The 15,109-nt window shown below is 67.3% G+C and carries 12 protein-coding genes; 5 read left to right on the forward strand and 7 right to left on the reverse strand.

The features are described from left to right. Window positions 1-86: 86 nt before the first annotated feature. Complete coding sequence (locus ABD974_RS04280; protein ID WP_345302054.1) at window positions 87-1,943, forward strand: ABCB family ABC transporter ATP-binding protein/permease; 1,857 nt, start codon at window positions 87-89, stop codon at window positions 1,941-1,943. A gap of 535 nt (window positions 1,944-2,478) precedes the next feature. On the opposite strand, the gene ABD974_RS04285 is transcribed toward ABD974_RS04280, so the two are convergent. Continuing rightward, on the reverse strand, window positions 2,479-3,696 hold the full coding sequence (locus ABD974_RS04285; RefSeq protein ID WP_345302055.1) for an RtcB family protein: 1,218 nt from the start codon (window positions 3,694-3,696) through the stop codon (window positions 2,479-2,481). Window positions 3,697-4,066: 370 nt separating this feature from the next. Between ABD974_RS04285 and ABD974_RS04290 the strand changes: the two genes are divergently transcribed. Continuing rightward, complete coding sequence (locus ABD974_RS04290; protein WP_345302056.1) at window positions 4,067-4,486, forward strand: hypothetical protein; 420 nt, start codon at window positions 4,067-4,069, stop codon at window positions 4,484-4,486. A gap of 28 nt (window positions 4,487-4,514) precedes the next feature. Here ABD974_RS04290 and ABD974_RS04295 read toward each other — a convergent pair whose 3' ends face one another. The 6 genes from ABD974_RS04295 to ABD974_RS04320 all read right to left on the reverse strand — a co-directional run bounded on the left by ABD974_RS04295 (window position 4,515) and on the right by ABD974_RS04320 (window position 10,859). After that, window positions 4,515-5,069: a fasciclin domain-containing protein gene (locus tag ABD974_RS04295; protein WP_345302057.1), complete on the reverse strand. Its 555-nt coding sequence runs from the start codon at window positions 5,067-5,069 to the stop codon at window positions 4,515-4,517. Between the two features lie 226 nt (window positions 5,070-5,295). Continuing rightward, a complete protein-coding gene (locus tag ABD974_RS04300) occupies window positions 5,296-5,982 on the reverse strand; it encodes an arylesterase (protein ID WP_345302058.1) in 687 nt (228 codons plus the stop codon). 8 nt (window positions 5,983-5,990) lie between these two features. Then, the gene (locus ABD974_RS04305; protein ID WP_345302059.1) at window positions 5,991-7,397 is read right to left on the reverse strand and encodes a leucyl aminopeptidase family protein; all 1,407 of its coding nucleotides are present in this window, start codon (window positions 7,395-7,397) and stop codon (window positions 5,991-5,993) included. Further along, window positions 7,394-8,155 carry an HAD family hydrolase gene (locus tag ABD974_RS04310; protein ID WP_345302060.1) on the reverse strand — a complete coding sequence of 254 codons (762 nt, stop codon included), beginning with the start codon at window positions 8,153-8,155 and terminating at the stop codon, window positions 7,394-7,396. The genes ABD974_RS04305 and ABD974_RS04310 overlap by 4 nt, the downstream gene beginning before the upstream one ends. Before the next feature lie 64 nt (window positions 8,156-8,219). Beyond that, entirely contained in the window at window positions 8,220-9,317 is a 1,098-nt protein-coding gene (locus tag ABD974_RS04315; RefSeq protein ID WP_345302061.1) for an AI-2E family transporter, read from the reverse strand. An 87-nt stretch (window positions 9,318-9,404) separates the two neighbouring features. After that, a complete protein-coding gene (locus ABD974_RS04320; RefSeq protein ID WP_345302062.1) occupies window positions 9,405-10,859 on the reverse strand; it encodes a Do family serine endopeptidase in 1,455 nt (484 codons plus the stop codon). 589 nt (window positions 10,860-11,448) lie between these two features. Here ABD974_RS04320 and ABD974_RS04325 point away from each other — a divergent pair. The 3 genes from ABD974_RS04325 to ABD974_RS04335 all read left to right on the forward strand — a co-directional run bounded on the left by ABD974_RS04325 (window position 11,449) and on the right by ABD974_RS04335 (window position 15,101). Continuing rightward, window positions 11,449-13,602 (forward strand): adenosylcobalamin-dependent ribonucleoside-diphosphate reductase, encoded by a 2,154-nt coding sequence (locus ABD974_RS04325; RefSeq protein WP_345302063.1) that lies wholly within the window; start codon window positions 11,449-11,451, stop codon window positions 13,600-13,602. A gap of 170 nt (window positions 13,603-13,772) precedes the next feature. Next, the gene (locus tag ABD974_RS04330) at window positions 13,773-14,243 is read left to right on the forward strand and encodes a hypothetical protein (RefSeq protein ID WP_345302064.1); all 471 of its coding nucleotides are present in this window, start codon (window positions 13,773-13,775) and stop codon (window positions 14,241-14,243) included. Window positions 14,244-14,327: 84 nt separating this feature from the next. Then, window positions 14,328-15,101 (forward strand): TSCPD domain-containing protein, encoded by a 774-nt coding sequence (locus ABD974_RS04335; protein WP_345302065.1) that lies wholly within the window; start codon window positions 14,328-14,330, stop codon window positions 15,099-15,101. Window positions 15,102-15,109 lie beyond the last annotated feature (8 nt).

Below are 15,109 nucleotides of genomic sequence, written 5' to 3' on the forward strand. Positions count from 1 at the left end.
AGCGCGACGCTTTCCTGCATCCTGACATGGGCTGCCGGCGAGGCCATCAGCTTTGATTCCCGGTCGCGCGCCCTCATGATGATGCGATGACCACGCCCCCCGTCGCACCGCAGACCGCCGAACAGACCTCGCCGCTGGTCGTCGCCCAATCCGCCACCGCCCGCGGCGAATGGCAGATCCTGCGCGAGCTCACCCCGTATCTGCGCCCGTTCATGGGCCGGATCCTGTTCGCGCTGGGCCTGGTCGTCGCCGGGAAACTGGCGGGTCTCGCGGTGCCGATGGTGCTCAAGAAACTGGTCGATGCGCTGGGCATGGAACAGGCGTCGGTGGCCCTGGTCATGCCGGTGGGACTGCTGCTCGCCTACGGCGCGTCGCGCGTGGGCATGACCCTGTTCACCGAGGTGCGGCAGATCGTGTTCGCGCGGGTGATGGCGCGGGTGTCGCGGCGGGTGACGCTGCAGGTCTTCCGCCATCTGCACGCGCTGTCGCTGCGGTTCCACCTGGCGCGCCGCACCGGCGGCGTCGCCCGCGACGTCGAACGCGGCGGCACCGCGATCGCCGATCTGCTGGACTGGATGATCTACACCATCCTGCCGACCCTGTTCGAGATCGTGCTCGTCACCGGCGTGCTGGTGTGGATGTACGACTGGGGATTCGCGGCGATCGTGCTGGCGACGCTGGTCGCCTACATGGTCTTCACCTTCATGATCACCGAATGGCGCACGCGCTACTACCGCGCCGCGGTCGAGGCCGATACCCGCGCCAACGAGCGCGCGGTGGACTCGCTGCTGAACTACGAGACGGTGAAGTACTTCGGCAACGAAGAGCACGAAGCGCGGCGTTACGACATGAGCCTGCAGCATCGCGAGGAAGCGCAGGTGATGAGCCGCAAGACCCTCGGTCTGCTCAACCTCGGCCAGGTCACGATCGTGTCGCTGGGCGTGACCGCGATGATGTGGCGCGCGGCCGCGGGCGTGGTCGACGGCACGATGACCATCGGCGGGCTGGTGTTCGTCAATGCGGTGCTGCTGCAACTGTCGGCGCCTCTGAACCTGCTCGGCATGATGTATCGCGAGGTGAAGCAGGCCTTCACCAATCTCGAACGCCTGTTCGGCCTGCTCGACGAGAATCTCGACGTGAAGGATCGCGACGATGCGGTGCCGCTGCAGGCGCATCGCCCGCGGGTTACGTTCGAGAAGGTCCGCTTCGGTTACGACCCGCGCCGCGAGATCCTGCGCGAGATCGATTTCGAAGTGCCGGCCGGCGGCACCGTGGCGGTGGTCGGGCATTCGGGCTCGGGCAAATCCACGCTCGGCCGCCTGCTGTACCGGTTCTACGACGTGGATTCTGGTCGGATCGCGATCGAAGGCGACGACGGCGCGCTGCGCGATCTGCGCGACTACACCCAGGCTTCGCTGCGCAAGGCGATCGCGATCGTGCCGCAGGACACCGTGCTGTTCAACGACACCATCCACTACAACATCCTCTACGGCCGTCCCGATGCGAGCCGCGAGGAAGTGGAAGCCGCGGCGAAGGCCGCGCATATCCACGACGCCATCCTGCGTCTGCCGGACGGTTACGACACCGAAGTCGGCGAGCGCGGCCTGAAGCTGTCCGGCGGCGAGAAGCAGCGGGTCGCGATCGCGCGCGCGCTGCTCAAGAATCCCGCGATCCTGATCTTCGACGAAGCGACGTCGGCGCTGGACTCGAAATCCGAACAGGCGATCCAAGCCGAGCTCGATCGGATCGCCGAGGGTCGCACCACGATCGTGATCGCGCATCGACTGTCGACGGTGATGAACGCCGACGAGATCCTGGTGATGGACCAGGGCCGGATCGTCGAGCGTGGCCGCCATGCCGAACTGCTCGCGCGCGAAGGCGCCTACGCGCAGATGTGGCGGCTGCAGCAGCAGGAGCGCAACGCGGAAACGGTCGAGGCGTGAGCGCCTGTTCAACGCGTTCGGCCGGAGCATCGGTAGAGCGCCCTGACCCGTCATTCGGCGGTTGAACAGCGGATTGCTGTTTCACGAAAAAGCAGCGAACTCAGGCCGCTCGACCGGGCATGTTGCCGAAGACCCTGTGGGAGCGACGGAAGTCGCGACGAACTGCGGGTCAACCAGCGGGTCATGCCGCTCGGGAAAGCGTCGCGACTTCCGTCGCTCCCACAGGGGGCTCCCCTGACTTGGCCAGTACCCTGGCAGAGAGTTCTGTTGCCCGGATGCGCGAGCGAGACCGTTTCCATCGTTGAATCGATGCCATCCATGGCGATGCGTTGCGGGCTTCGGGTCGCCCGGCCCGCACATCCCTGTGCGGGCGTTCGGGACAACTGCGCGGCAGTGCCGCGCAAGCGTCCGTGGCATTCGATCATTGCCGTGATGCCATCCATGGCGATGCGTTGCGGCTTCGGGTCGCCCGGCCCGCACATCCTTGTGCGGGCGTTCGGCACAGCGCGCGGCAGTGCCGCGCAAGCGCTGTGCCTCACCCCTTGATGCAGACCACCTGGCGGAGGGTGTGCACGACTTCGACCAGATCGGACTGCGCCGCCATCACCGCGTCGATGTCCTTGTACGCGGCCGGCGATTCGTCGATCACGCCCGGGTCCTTGCGGCATTCGACGTGCGCGGTGGCCTCGCGGTGCTGCTTCAGCGTGATGGTCTGCTTCGCCGCGGTCCGGCTCATCGTCCGGCCCGCGCCGTGGCTGCAACTACAGAAGCTGTCCGGGTTGCCCTTGCCGCGGACGATGTAGCTCTTCGCGCCCATACTGCCCGGGATGATCCCGAGTTCGCCCGCGCGTGCGCTGACCGCGCCCTTGCGGGTGACCAGCAGGGATTCGCCGAAGTGTTCCTCGCGCTGCACGTAGTTGTGATGGCAGTTCACCGCCATCCTGTCGAGCTGGAACTTCGGCAGACGGTGACGCATTTCGTGCAGGACCCGCGCCATCATCGCCTCGCGGTTGGCGCGGGCGTAGTCCTGCGCCCACGACACCGCTTCCACGTAATCGTCGAACAGCGCCTCGCCTTCCATGAAGAACGCCAGATCGCGATGCGGCAGATGGAAGCCCAGCGTCCGGCGTTCCAGTTCCCGACGCGCGCGTTCGATGAAATAGGTGCCGATCAGGTTGCCGGTGCCGCGCGAGCCCGAGTGCAGCATCACCCACACCGCGCCCGCTTCGTCCAGGCAGATCTCGATGAAGTGGTTGCCGCCGCCGAGCGTGCCGATCTGCCGGTCCAGCTTGTCGGTGCGGATCTGCCGGTGTTTCGCCTTGATCGCATCGAGCCGTTGCGCCAGCCCGGATTGCGCGAGCCGGGTTTCGAGGCTGTCCGGCAGCCGGCGGTGTTCGCCGCCGTTGCCGTTGCCCACCGGCACGCTGCGTTCGATCGAATTGCGCAGCTGCGCGAGCGAGTCCGGCAGATCCTCGGCGCGCAGCGTGGTCCGCACCGCGGCCATGCCGCAACCGATGTCGACGCCGACCGCCGCCGGGATGATCGCGCCGCGGGTCGGAATGACCGAGCCCACGGTCGCGCCCTTGCCGAGGTGCACGTCCGGCATCACCGCGACCCATGGCCCGACGAACGGAATGGCCGCGAGGTTGTGCAACTGCTGTCGCGCCTCGGGTTCGAGCGGCACGCCGTTCACCCAGCCCTTGATCGGCACCGGGCTGCCTTCGGCATGCAGGAGTTGGAAAGAAGCGTTCATGGTCTTGTCCAGTGCGCGCGGTCGCGCGCGTATGTCGATGTCGTCGTGTCGATGCGGGATGCCGTTGTGGCCGCCGTCACGCAGCGGCATGGATGCAACCCGATTCGACGATGGCAGTATCCGCTTCGTGCGCCGCCCGCGTCGAAGCACCACAACGCACGCGAATGCGCTGGCAGCCAGCCCTTGGCCTCGGCATGGGGATTGGTGCCGGGTGCTTCAGGGCGAAGCGGATCGAAGAGTGGAGAAATGCGAACGCGCAGATGGGGTGTTGGAATGAGAACCCGCAAACGAAACGCCCCCGGAGGTCGTCCGAGGGCGTTCGCGTTCCTCGGAGATCGGATCGACCGATCTCCGCGAAGGAAGATCAGTCTTGGCGGCGGTCGAAGCCGGATTTCGCCTGCTGCGTGCAGCCGATCGCATCGCGGCGGATGCGCGAAGGTTCGGGGCGGCGGTGGAGATGGAGAGCGGCGTTCATCGGGAAAATCCGGCGGAATCTCGTGACGGTCGTGCAGCGCGTGCTGCGATCGGCGCGCACATTACACCCGGCATTTTCGGATTGCAAACATTTTTTTCACAATTCGGCGGCGGCATGCCGAAGTCATTTCGAGAACAAGCGAGGTACGGGTCGGCCACACACAGACGACGCGCAAAAAAAAACAGGGCGACCGGAGTCGCCCTGCAGAGCACCACGCATCGGGGGGAGGCGTATCGCGGATCCGTGTCGCAAAAACGGATAGGAAAAACGGTTCGAGGAACTGGTTCGAGAAGCGGGTTCGAGAAAAAGGTTTGAGAAGCGGGTTCGATGCGGCTCGCCGCGGTTACGGCAGCAGCACCTTGTCGATCACGTGGATCACGCCGTTGCTCTGGTAAACGTTCGCGATGGTGACCTTGGCGGTGTTGCCCTTCGCGTCGGTCACCGAGACGTCCTTGCCCGCGCTCTTGAAGGTCAGCGTTCCGCCCTGCACCGTCGCGTAGGTGGCGGTGCCGTTGCCGGCCTTGATCTTCGCGGCGATGGCCTTGGCGTCGATGCGGCCCGGGACCACGTGATAGGTCAGCACGCCGGTCAGCGTGCCCTTGTTCTCGGGCTTGAGCAGCGTGTCGACGGTGCCGGCCGGCAGCGCGGCGAACGCGGCGTTGGTCGGTGCGAACACGGTGAACGGGCCCTTGCCTTTCAGCGTCTCGACGAGCCCGGCGGCCTTGACCGCGGCGACCAGCGTGGTGTGATCCTTCGAGTTGACCGCGTTGTCGATGATGTCCTTCGTCGGCAGCATCGGCGCGCCGCCGACCATGGGATTCTCGTGGTGGCCGGCCTGGGCGGCGAAAGCGAGGGTGAAGGTGGCGGCCAGCGCGGCCGTGAGCAGTGTCGTTTTCATCGCGTGTGTTCTCCGTGGGGGAAGGGCGACCGGCGTCTCCGCGATCCGAGGGGAGATCGGAGCGTCGCGGAGAACCGGTACGGAGAGCTTTACGCGGCGACGTCTTCGCCGGATGCAGTCGGGATGCGATCGATGCGAAAAAAATCGCCTTTCCGGGCGAAGGCGCCGCATACGCGTTGCGGCGCCGCACGGATGCAGCGATGCGAAACGCGTTCATCCGTCGGTGTTATTTCAGCAGCGGCGCCAGCGCGGGCCAGACGTGATCGCGCAGTTTCGGCTGTGCGGCGGCGGTGGGGTGGATGCGATCGGCCTGGAAGGCGCGATCGTCGAACGCGACCGGTTCGAGCAGGAACGGCACGAACGCGGTCTTGTGCTGCTGCGACAGGTCGCGGAACGTGCGTTCGAAGCCCTGCGTGTAATCGGGGCCGTAATTCGGCGGCAGGCGCATGCCGATCAGCAGCACCTTCGCGTTCGCGGCCTTCGCCGCGACGATCATCTTCGCGAGGTTCGCGCGGGTCTGCGTCAACGGCAGGCCGCGCAGGCCGTCGTTGCCGCCGAGTTCGATCACTACCACCGACGGCTTGTGACGTTTCAGCTCGGCGGCGATGCGCGATGCGCCACCGGCGGTGGTTTCGCCGCTGATGCTGGCGTTGACCACGCGCCAGCCCGGTTTTTCCTTCGACACTTTCTGCGCGGTCAGCGAGACCCAGCCCTGCGATGCGGCGAGGCCGTAGCCCGCGGACAGCGAGTCGCCCATCACCAGCACGCTGCGCTGCGCGCTCGGCGTCGCCGATGCGGTCGCTGCGGAAGCGGTCGGCGCGCGCGCGGACTGCGCGCCGACGCCGAGCCCCAGCGACAGCGCGACCGATGCGCAGACGACGATGGACAGGCGGCGGAAGTGCGTCGTTTTCATCGGAATCCTCAGGCGAAGCGGGTCTTCAACATCGCGTAGCAGCTGCGCAGCGCCTGCGCTTCGCCGCCAGCTGGCCGGCCGGGGCGATCGCTGTCGTTCCAGCTGTAGACGTCGAGATGCGCCCACGCCTGATCGGCGGGAACGAAGCGTTCGAGATACAGCGCGGCGGTGACGCAGCCGGCCATGGTCGAATTGCTGCCGTTGGCGATGTCTGCGATGCCGCTGTTGAGATAGCGCAGATACGGCCGGTGCAGCGGCATGCGCCACAGCGGGTCGTGGTGCGCGGCGCCGGCGGACAGCCAGTCGTTCGCGAGCGCATCGTCGTTGCTGAACAGCGCCGGCAGGTCCGGTCCCAGCGCGACGCGCGCGGCGCCGGTGAGCGTGGCGAAGTCGAGGATCATGGCCGGCGTCTGTTCGCCGGCATAGGTCAGCGCGTCGCAGAGGATCACGCGGCCCTCGGCGTCGGTGTTGTCGATCTCCACGCTGATGCCCTTGCGCGTGGCCACGACTTCGCCCGGACGGTACGCGTTTGGGCCGATCGCGTTCTCCACCGCCGGCACCAGCAGCGTGAAACGCACCGGCAGCTTCCGCGTCATGATCAGTTCGGCCAGCGCGATCGCGTGCGCGGCGCCGCCCATGTCCTTCTTCATGTTGCGCATGCCGGCCGCGGCCTTGATGTCGAGGCCGCCGGTGTCGAAGCACACGCCCTTGCCGACGATGACGATGTGCGGGCGGGCCCGGCCTTCGTCGGTATTGCCGCCCCAGTGCATCACGATCAGCCGCGGCGCGCGGTGCGAGGCGCGGCCGACGGCGTGGATCGCGGGGAAGTTGTGGGCCAGCAGATCGTCGCCGGCCAGCACGTCGAGATCGGCGCCGTGCGTCTGCGCGATGTCGCGCGCGATCGCCTCGAGTTCGTCCGGACCCATGTGCTCGGTCGGCGTGTTGATCAGGTCGCGCACGCGCACGCAGGCGGCGAGCTGCGCGGCGATGTCGTCGTCGACGTCGGCCACCAGCCGTGCCGGCGCGCGTGCGGCGTCGCGATAGCGGGTGAAGCGATAGCTGCCGAGGCCCCAGCCCAGGTGCAGCGCATCGCGGGCCGCGTCGTCGGGCAGGCCATCGTCGACGAGGCGCCAGTCGCCCGCGGGCAGCGCGCCGGGCGCGTGCGCGTAGGCGAAGGGATCGTGCAGGTCGCCGACGCCCAGCACCGCGCCGGCCAGGCCGTCGCTGCCGGGCAGCAGCGCATGGGTGCCGGCCGCGCCGGTGAAACCCTGCGCCTGCAGCCAGCGGCGGGTGGATTCGGAATGCGCGGCGATCCATGCGGGGAACCCCGCTGCGGTCACGACCGAGAGCGCGAAGGCAGCGCTGGAAGGAGCGTCGTCGGTGGCGGCGGGCACCAGCCCGGGCAGTGCGGTCATGGCGTGATCTCGGCAACGGGTTCGTCGGAATCTCGGGGTGCGGTCGCGGCGTGCATCGCGTCGATCCGGTCGGCCAGCGCGGCCATGTCGGGCACGATCAGGTCCGGCACGATGTCGGCGTGCGGCCAGTGCGGGTGCTGCGCGTGCGCGTCCTCGCGATGCACCCACGCGGTGCGCAGGCCCGCGCGCGCGGCGCCCAGCACGTCCGCCTCGATGTGGTCGCCGACGTGCAGCACTTCGTCGGGCGCGCAGCCGAGGCGTTCGCAGGCGGTGTGGAAAATGCTCGCCGCGGGCTTGGCGGCACCGTGTTCGCGTGCGCCGAGCTGGAACGCGAAATGCCGGTCCAGGCCGATCGCGACGAGGTCGGCGTTGCCGTTGCTCAGCGCCGCCACCGGCAGTCGCGCGGCGATCCGCGCCAGCGCGTCGATCGCGTCGGGATAGCACTCCACGCGATTGCGCTCGGCGTAGAACACGTCGTAGGCCGGTTGCACCAGCGCCAGGTCCTCACCGCTTTCTCGGAAGGCGTACTCCAGCGTCAGCCGGCGCAGCGCCCCCATGTCGTGCAGCAGGTGCGGGTGCCCGGCGAAGACCCATTCGCGCAGCGCGCGCATCTCGACGATCGGGAAGCGCGCGGCGGTGCGCGGGCTGTGGATGCGCAGCCAGTCGTCCAGCACCCGTTCGATCCGCGCGCCGATGGGAGCGAACGGCCACAGCGTGTCGTCGAGGTCGAGGGTGATGGCGCGGATGCGGAAGTTCACGGCGGCAAGTGTAACGCGGGTGCCCGGCCGGCCCCATGGCCGGCGGCGGCCCGGGGTGCGGCATTCATTCCAGCAGCCGCGCCCAGGGTTCCATGCCTTCCAGGCGTTCCAGCACCAGTTTCGTACAGGCCAGCAGCGGCACCGCCAGCAGCAGTCCGACGATCCCCCACAGCCAGCCGAACACCATCAGCGCCAGCAACAGCATCAAGGGCGACAGCGCCATCCGCCGGCCGAGCACGATCGGCGTGATCAATTGGCCTTCCAGCGTGTGCAGCAGCAGGTACAGACCCGACGGCAGCAGCGCCTGCAGCGGCGCGTCGAAATGCACGAATCCCATCAACAGCATCGCGACCATGCCGATCAGCGGCCCGACATACGGCGCGTAGTTGAGCAGCGCCGCCAGCGTGCCCCACAGCAGCGCTTCGGGCAGCGGCAGTCCCAGCAGCGCCAGCGCACCGGCGAAGACCAACCCCAGCGCGACGTTGATCACGGTGATGGTGAGCACATAGCGCGACATCTCGCGTTCGATCGACTGCAGGATGCCCACGGTGAGTTTCTGCTGCTGCCGCCCGGGCAGCAGCGCCAGCGCCCGCCGCTGCAGGTTCTCGCCGTAGACCATGAAAAACAGGGTCAGCAGCACCACCGCCAGCACCGAAGCGATCATTCGCGGGGTGGCGGTGATCGCGCGGTAGGGATCGTTCACTTCGGTGCGCACCACTTTCACCGTGCCGGCGTCTTCGCCTCCGGCCGCGCGGGCGATGCTTTCGGCGTTCTTCTTCGCTTCCTGCACCGGCTTGGTCATCTGCCGCAACTTCGGCGACAGCTCGCGCAATTCGCGCGGCAGTTGCCGCACCAGATCCCCCGCCGGTTCCGCCAGCAGGTTGCCGAGCAGGATCGCGCAGGCCAGGCCCGAGGACAGCACCGCGACCGCGCCGAGGAAGCGCGGGATGTAGAGCTTCTGCAGCCAGCGCAGGATCGGGTTGCCGATCAGGGCGAAGAACATCGCCAGCAGGATCGGCAGCAACAGTTCCTGGGTCGCCCAGAGGGTGAAGCCGACCGCCAGCGTCGCCAGCACCAGCGCGGCGGCGGACGAGCGCGGCCGTGGCGCATGCGGCGGTGGCGCGGGTGAGGTTTCGGAGACCGGTTCGACGGGCGTGGACATGGCCGGATTCCTGCGGGCGTGAACGCGCAGATTAATGCCCGCGCCGCCCCGCCGTGGGCGCCGTGCGTTGCGCACGGCGCGATGCGCTTATTGCATCAGCAGATTGCCCTGCTGGCCGTTGCGCCACACCCGCAGCACCAGTTCCGACGGCGGGTTGGCGAAGTTGGCGCGGAAACCGCCGAGGTCGCCGAAATCGCCGATGCTGCCGGCCAGGATCACGTCGCCCTTGCGCAGGCCGTTGCGGGCGGCGCGGCTGCCGCGGGCCACATCGTCCACCAGCACGCCGGTGACGTTCTGGCGCCGCAGCGATTCCGGCAACTCGGCGAAGGTGGCGCCGGTCAGGCGCGGGTCGAGGCCGGCGCCGGCGATCTCGCGCGGCTGCTCGCGCAGGGTCGCGGCGATGGTCAACGGCTTGCCGTCGCGGCGCACCTCCAGCGAGACCCGGGTGTTCACCGGCTGCAGGCCCTGGAAGTTGCGCAGCGCGTCGCTGTTGTCGATGCGCTGGCCGTTGGCGCCGAGGATCACGTCGCCCTCGCGCAGGCCGGCGGCGGCCGCGGACGAGCCCGGGTACACCCGGGTCACCACCGCGCCGCGGGCCTCGCTCAGGCCCAGCCCCTGCGCGATCCGCGCGTCGACCGTCTGGCTGTCGATGCCCAGCGCGCCGCGGCGGACCACGCCGTTGTTCGCCAGCAACTGTTCCATCACGCTGCGCGCGAGATCGCTGGGGATCGCGAAGCCCAGGCCGATGTTGCCGGCCATGCTGCCGCGCGGGTTGAAGCTGGCGGTGTTGATGCCCACCAGTTCGCCGCGCAGATTGACCAGGGCGCCGCCGGAATTGCCCGGATTGATCGAGGCATCGGTCTGGATGAAGTTCTGGAAACCCAGTCCGGGCAGGCCGCTGCGGCCCACCGCCGAGACGATGCCCGAAGTCACGGTCTGGCCCACGCCGAAGGGATTGCCGACCGCCACCACGAAATCGCCCACCAGCAGCCGGTCGCTGTCGGCCAGGGTCACCGCGGCCAGACGCTCCGCGGGAATCCGCATCAGCGCCACATCGGTATCCGGATCGGACCCCACGAACTCGGCCTGGAGGGTGCGCCCGTCGCTGAGCGTGATCGAGACGTCGTCGGCGCCTTCGATCACGTGATGGTTGGTGAGCACCAGGCCGCGCTGGGCATCGACGATCACGCCCGAGCCCAGCGATTCGGAAATGCGCTCTTCGGGAATGCCGAAGATCCGGCGGAACATCGGGTCGTCGCCGAACGGCGTGTTCACCCGCACCCGCTGTTTGGTGTGCACGCTCACCACCGCAGGCGTCACCTTCTTCAGCATCGGCGCCAGCGAGGGCATGGCCTGGCCGTCCACGGCGTTGGGCAGCGCCGCGACCATCGGCGCGGCGACCGGTGCGGACGCGGCCAGGGCCGGGGTCTGCAGGGTTTCGCGCACCCAGGTGGCGGCGAAACCGCCGAACGCGGCGGCGGCGGTCAGGGCCAGCAGGAGGGAGGTTTTCGCGGAGCGGCGGGCGGGGCGTTCGGTGGTCATCGTTCGGCGATCGCAGGGGACGCGGCCGGGCGGCGCGCAGGGAGGGTTTGGAATGGCCTGAAGATCGCGGCGAAGACCCCGGGAATCAAGCCCCGGCCTGCCCGCGCCGCGGACCGCCGCAGTCTCCGCGGGCCGGCTTAAACGCGGGATGAAACCGGTTTCGGACAGCCTCCGCCGTCCGCCGGATAGCCGCCGACGGGTTGTGACGGGATGCGCATTGCGAACTCGTCAAGCCGTTGACTTGGGTCACCGGGGGGCGTAGCTTGGCACCCCGCGTCGCCACTACATCTTGGGGTGCATGTGGCAGACGGCCCAACCAATGGTGTTTCACGGAAGTTTTGGTTCCACGGTGTCATCGAACGGACATCTGTAGGGAAGCGTGGGTGGGTCGCGGGCATCGCCAGGTCGGAATCGCAGGAGGCAGGCGAGCAGACACGGGTCGCACAGGAGCGTTTGAATCGCGGTCGGACCCGGAACCGCATCACGGAATCCGTTGGCAGCGTGGAGCATGGGGGCTCCGCTGCCGGCACCACACAGAACAAGAGGCCGACGGCACAGCCGCGGCCCGCAACGACGAGGATGGGAGTGGATGAGCACTGTGCGTCTTGAGGCTGTCGCCAAAGCGGAAGCCGCCGCGGAAATTCCGATGCAGCCGGCTTCCTGGGACATCTGGGACAAGAAATATCGACTCAAGACCAAGCAGGGCGAGGACGTCGATGGCGACATCGACGCCACGTACCAGCGGGTCGCGCGCGCGCTGGCCGATGCCGAGCCGAGCGGCGAGAAGCAGAAATACTGGTACGAACGGTTCCTGTGGGCCCTGCGCCGCGGCGCGATCCCGGCCGGCCGCATCACCTCGAATGCGGGCGCGCTGGAACACAAGCCGGCCACCTCGACGATCAACTGCACCGTGTCGGGCACCATCACCGACTCGATGGACGGCATCCTCGAAAAGGTCCACGAGGCCGGCCTCACCCTGAAGGCGGGCTGCGGCATCGGTTACGAATTCTCGACCCTGCGTCCGCGCGGCGCGTTCGTCGCCGGCGCCGGCGCCTACACGTCGGGCCCGATGTCCTTCATGGATATCTACGACAAGATGTGCTTCACCGTGTCCTCGGCCGGCGGCCGTCGCGGCGCCCAGATGGGCACCTTCGACGTCTCCCACCCGGACGTGAAGGACTTCATCCGCGCCAAGCGCGAAGACGGCCGCCTGCGCCAGTTCAACCTGTCGCTGCTGATCACCGACGGCTTCATGCAGGCGGTGGAAAGCGACGCCGACTGGCCGCTGGTCTTCCCGATCAACGAGAAGGAAGTCGGCGACCTCGACGTGCACAACGCCGAACAGGTGGTCTGGCGCGAATGGCCGACCCACAAGAACTACATCACCCGCGACGACGGGCTGGTGGCCTGCAAGATCTACGGCCACATCCGCGCCCGTCACCTGTGGGACATGATCATGGTCTCGACGTACGACTACGCCGAGCCGGGCTTCATCCTGATCGACAAGGTCAACGAGATGAACAACAACTGGTGGTGCGAGAACATCCGCGCCACCAACCCCTGCGGCGAACAGCCGCTGCCGCCCTACGGCGCCTGCCTGCTGGGCTCGGTCAACCTCACCAAGTTCGTGCGCGCGCCGTTCACCGACCAGGCCGAATTCGACTGGGAGGAATACAAGGAAGTCGTGCGCGTGTTCACCCGCATGCTCGACAACGTGGTCGAAGTGAACGGCCTGCCGCTGGAACAGCAGCGCGCCGAGATCATGCGCAAGCGCCGCCACGGCATGGGCTTCCTCGGCCTGGGCAGCACCATGACCATGCTCGGCATGAAGTACGGCAGCGCGCCGTCGCTGGACTTCACCGACCGCATCGCCCGCGACATGGCCGTCGCCGGCTGGGAAGTCGCGCTGCAGCTGTCGCAGGAAAAGGGCGCCGCGCCGATCATGGAAGAGCGCTTCCCGGTCACCGCCGAAATGCTGCGCAAGCGTCCGGAAATGGCGAAGGACGGCTGGAAGGTCGGCCAGGAGATTCCCGGCAAGGTTCTGCACGCCCGCTACAGCCGCTACATGCAGCGCGTCGCCACGGTGGCCCCGGAGCTGGTGGACGCGCTGGCCGAGACCGGCGCCCGCTTCACCCACCACAGCTCGATCGCACCCACCGGCACCATCTCGCTGTCGCTGGCCAACAACGCTTCCAACGGCATCGAACCCTCGTTCGCGCACCACTACAGCCGCAACGTGATCCGCGAAGGCAAGAAGTCGAAGGAAAAGGTCGACGTCTACAGCTTCGAGCTGCTGGCCTACCGCGAGCTGATCAACCCGAAGGCGATGCCGTTCAGCGACGAAGCCGACGCGAAGCTGCCCGACTACTTCATCTCCGCCGACGACATCAGCCCCAAGGAACACGTCGACGTGCAGGCCGCGGCCCAGAAATGGGTCGACAGCTCGATCTCCAAGACCGCGAACGTCCCCACCGACTACCCGTACGAGGACTTCAAGGACATCTACCGCTACGCCTACCAGCAGGGCCTCAAGGGTTGCACCACCTTCCGCTTCAACCCGGCCGCCTTCCAGGGCGTGCTGGTGAAGGAATCGGACCTGGAAAACACCCTGTACCGGTTCGAGCTGGAAGACGGCAGCATCATCGAGGTCAAGGGCAACGAAGAGATCGAATACGACGGCGAAATGCACTCCGCCGCCAATCTCTTCGACGCGCTGAAAGAAGGCTACTACGGCAAGTTCTGACCCTTCGTTTCCCGCCTTCTCCCGCCCGCGGGGGAAGGCCGGGAAGGGCGCATGAACCCGCCCCGGCGCCGCCCATCGCCTTCGCCCGTTCGTCTCACCGCATGGCCGCGGATCGCGCTACATTTCGCTCACGGGCGTTCCGCCCGTGCATCCCCTGACGAGGAACCACCATGAGCAATGGCAATGTGATTACGGAAGCGCTTTCCGACGCCGCCGAAGCGGTGGCGGACAAGGCGAAGGAAGTCGGCGACGCGGTCGCCAACACCAAGGCCGGAAAAGCGGTGAGCAAGGCCGTCGGCAAGGCCAAGAAGTCCGCAGCCAAGGCCCGCAAGAAGGCCGGTGAGGTCGTCGACGACGCCAAGGCCAAGGCCGCCTCCGCGGTGAAGACCGTAAAGGCCAAGGTCGCCGGCGGCAAGAAGACCGCGAAGAAGGCCGCCAAGAAAGTCGCGAAGAAGGCCGCCGCCAAGAAGACCGCAGTGAAGAAGGCGGTCAAGAAGGCCACGGCGAAGAAACCGGCCGCGAAGAAGGCCGCTGCGAAAAAAGCGCCGGCGAAGAAGGCCGCCGCGAAAAAGACCGTGAAGAAGGCGGCGAAGAAAGCGGCACCGAAAAAGGCCGCCAAGAAGGCCGCGAAGAAGAAGTAATCCCGCGTCATCCCGTCTCTCCGCCCCGGCGGGGAGACGGGCGTACCGCCCACACACCACACACAGCATCCGGAAACACGCGCCATGGCCGTCAAGATCGACAAGAAAATCAAGGGTTACGCCGTCGTCAAACCCGAAGACAAGGCCGCCGTCGCCGGCGCCTCCGTGCCGCGCGCCACCGTCGAAGCCGAGCAGTCGCTGCCGGTCGCCGACGTCATCCAGATGCACGAGCGCATCGAGCGCCCCGAAGTGCTGATCGGCAGCACCTACAAGATCAAATCCCCGCTGGTCGAACACGCCATGTACGTGACGATCAACGACATCGTGCTCAACGCCGGCAACGAGCACGAACAGCGCCGCCCCTTCGAGATCTTCATCAACTCGAAGTCGATGGAACACTTCCAGTGGATCGTCGCCCTCACCCGCATCATGTCCGCCGTGTTCCGCAAGGGCGGCGACGTGACCTTCCTGGTCGAGGAAATGAAGGCCGTGTTCGATCCCAAGGGCGGTTACTACAAGGCCGGCGGCGTCTACATGCCCTCGCTGGTCGCCGAACTGGGCATGATCGTCGAGGACCACCTCAAGACGATCGGCCTCATGCACGATCCCGAAATGAGCGACACCCAGCGCGCCCTGATCGCCGAAAAGCGCCGCGCCTACGAAGAGAACCGCTCAAAAAAAAAGCCTGACGTGACCGGGGCCGCCCCGGCCATCCATCACGAAGAGATCGAAGTCACCGGCGAAGGCGTGAGTTTTCCGCCGTCGGCGACGATGTGCCACAAGTGCTCGACGAAAGCGGTCGTCATCATGGACGGGTGCGCGACCTGTTTGAATTGTGGGTATTCGAAGTGTGGGTGAGGGGGTGG

The sequence above is a fragment of the Lysobacter hankyongensis genome (genome assembly GCF_039543145.1).
Classification (GTDB): domain Bacteria; phylum Pseudomonadota; class Gammaproteobacteria; order Xanthomonadales; family Xanthomonadaceae; genus Lysobacter_I; species Lysobacter_I hankyongensis.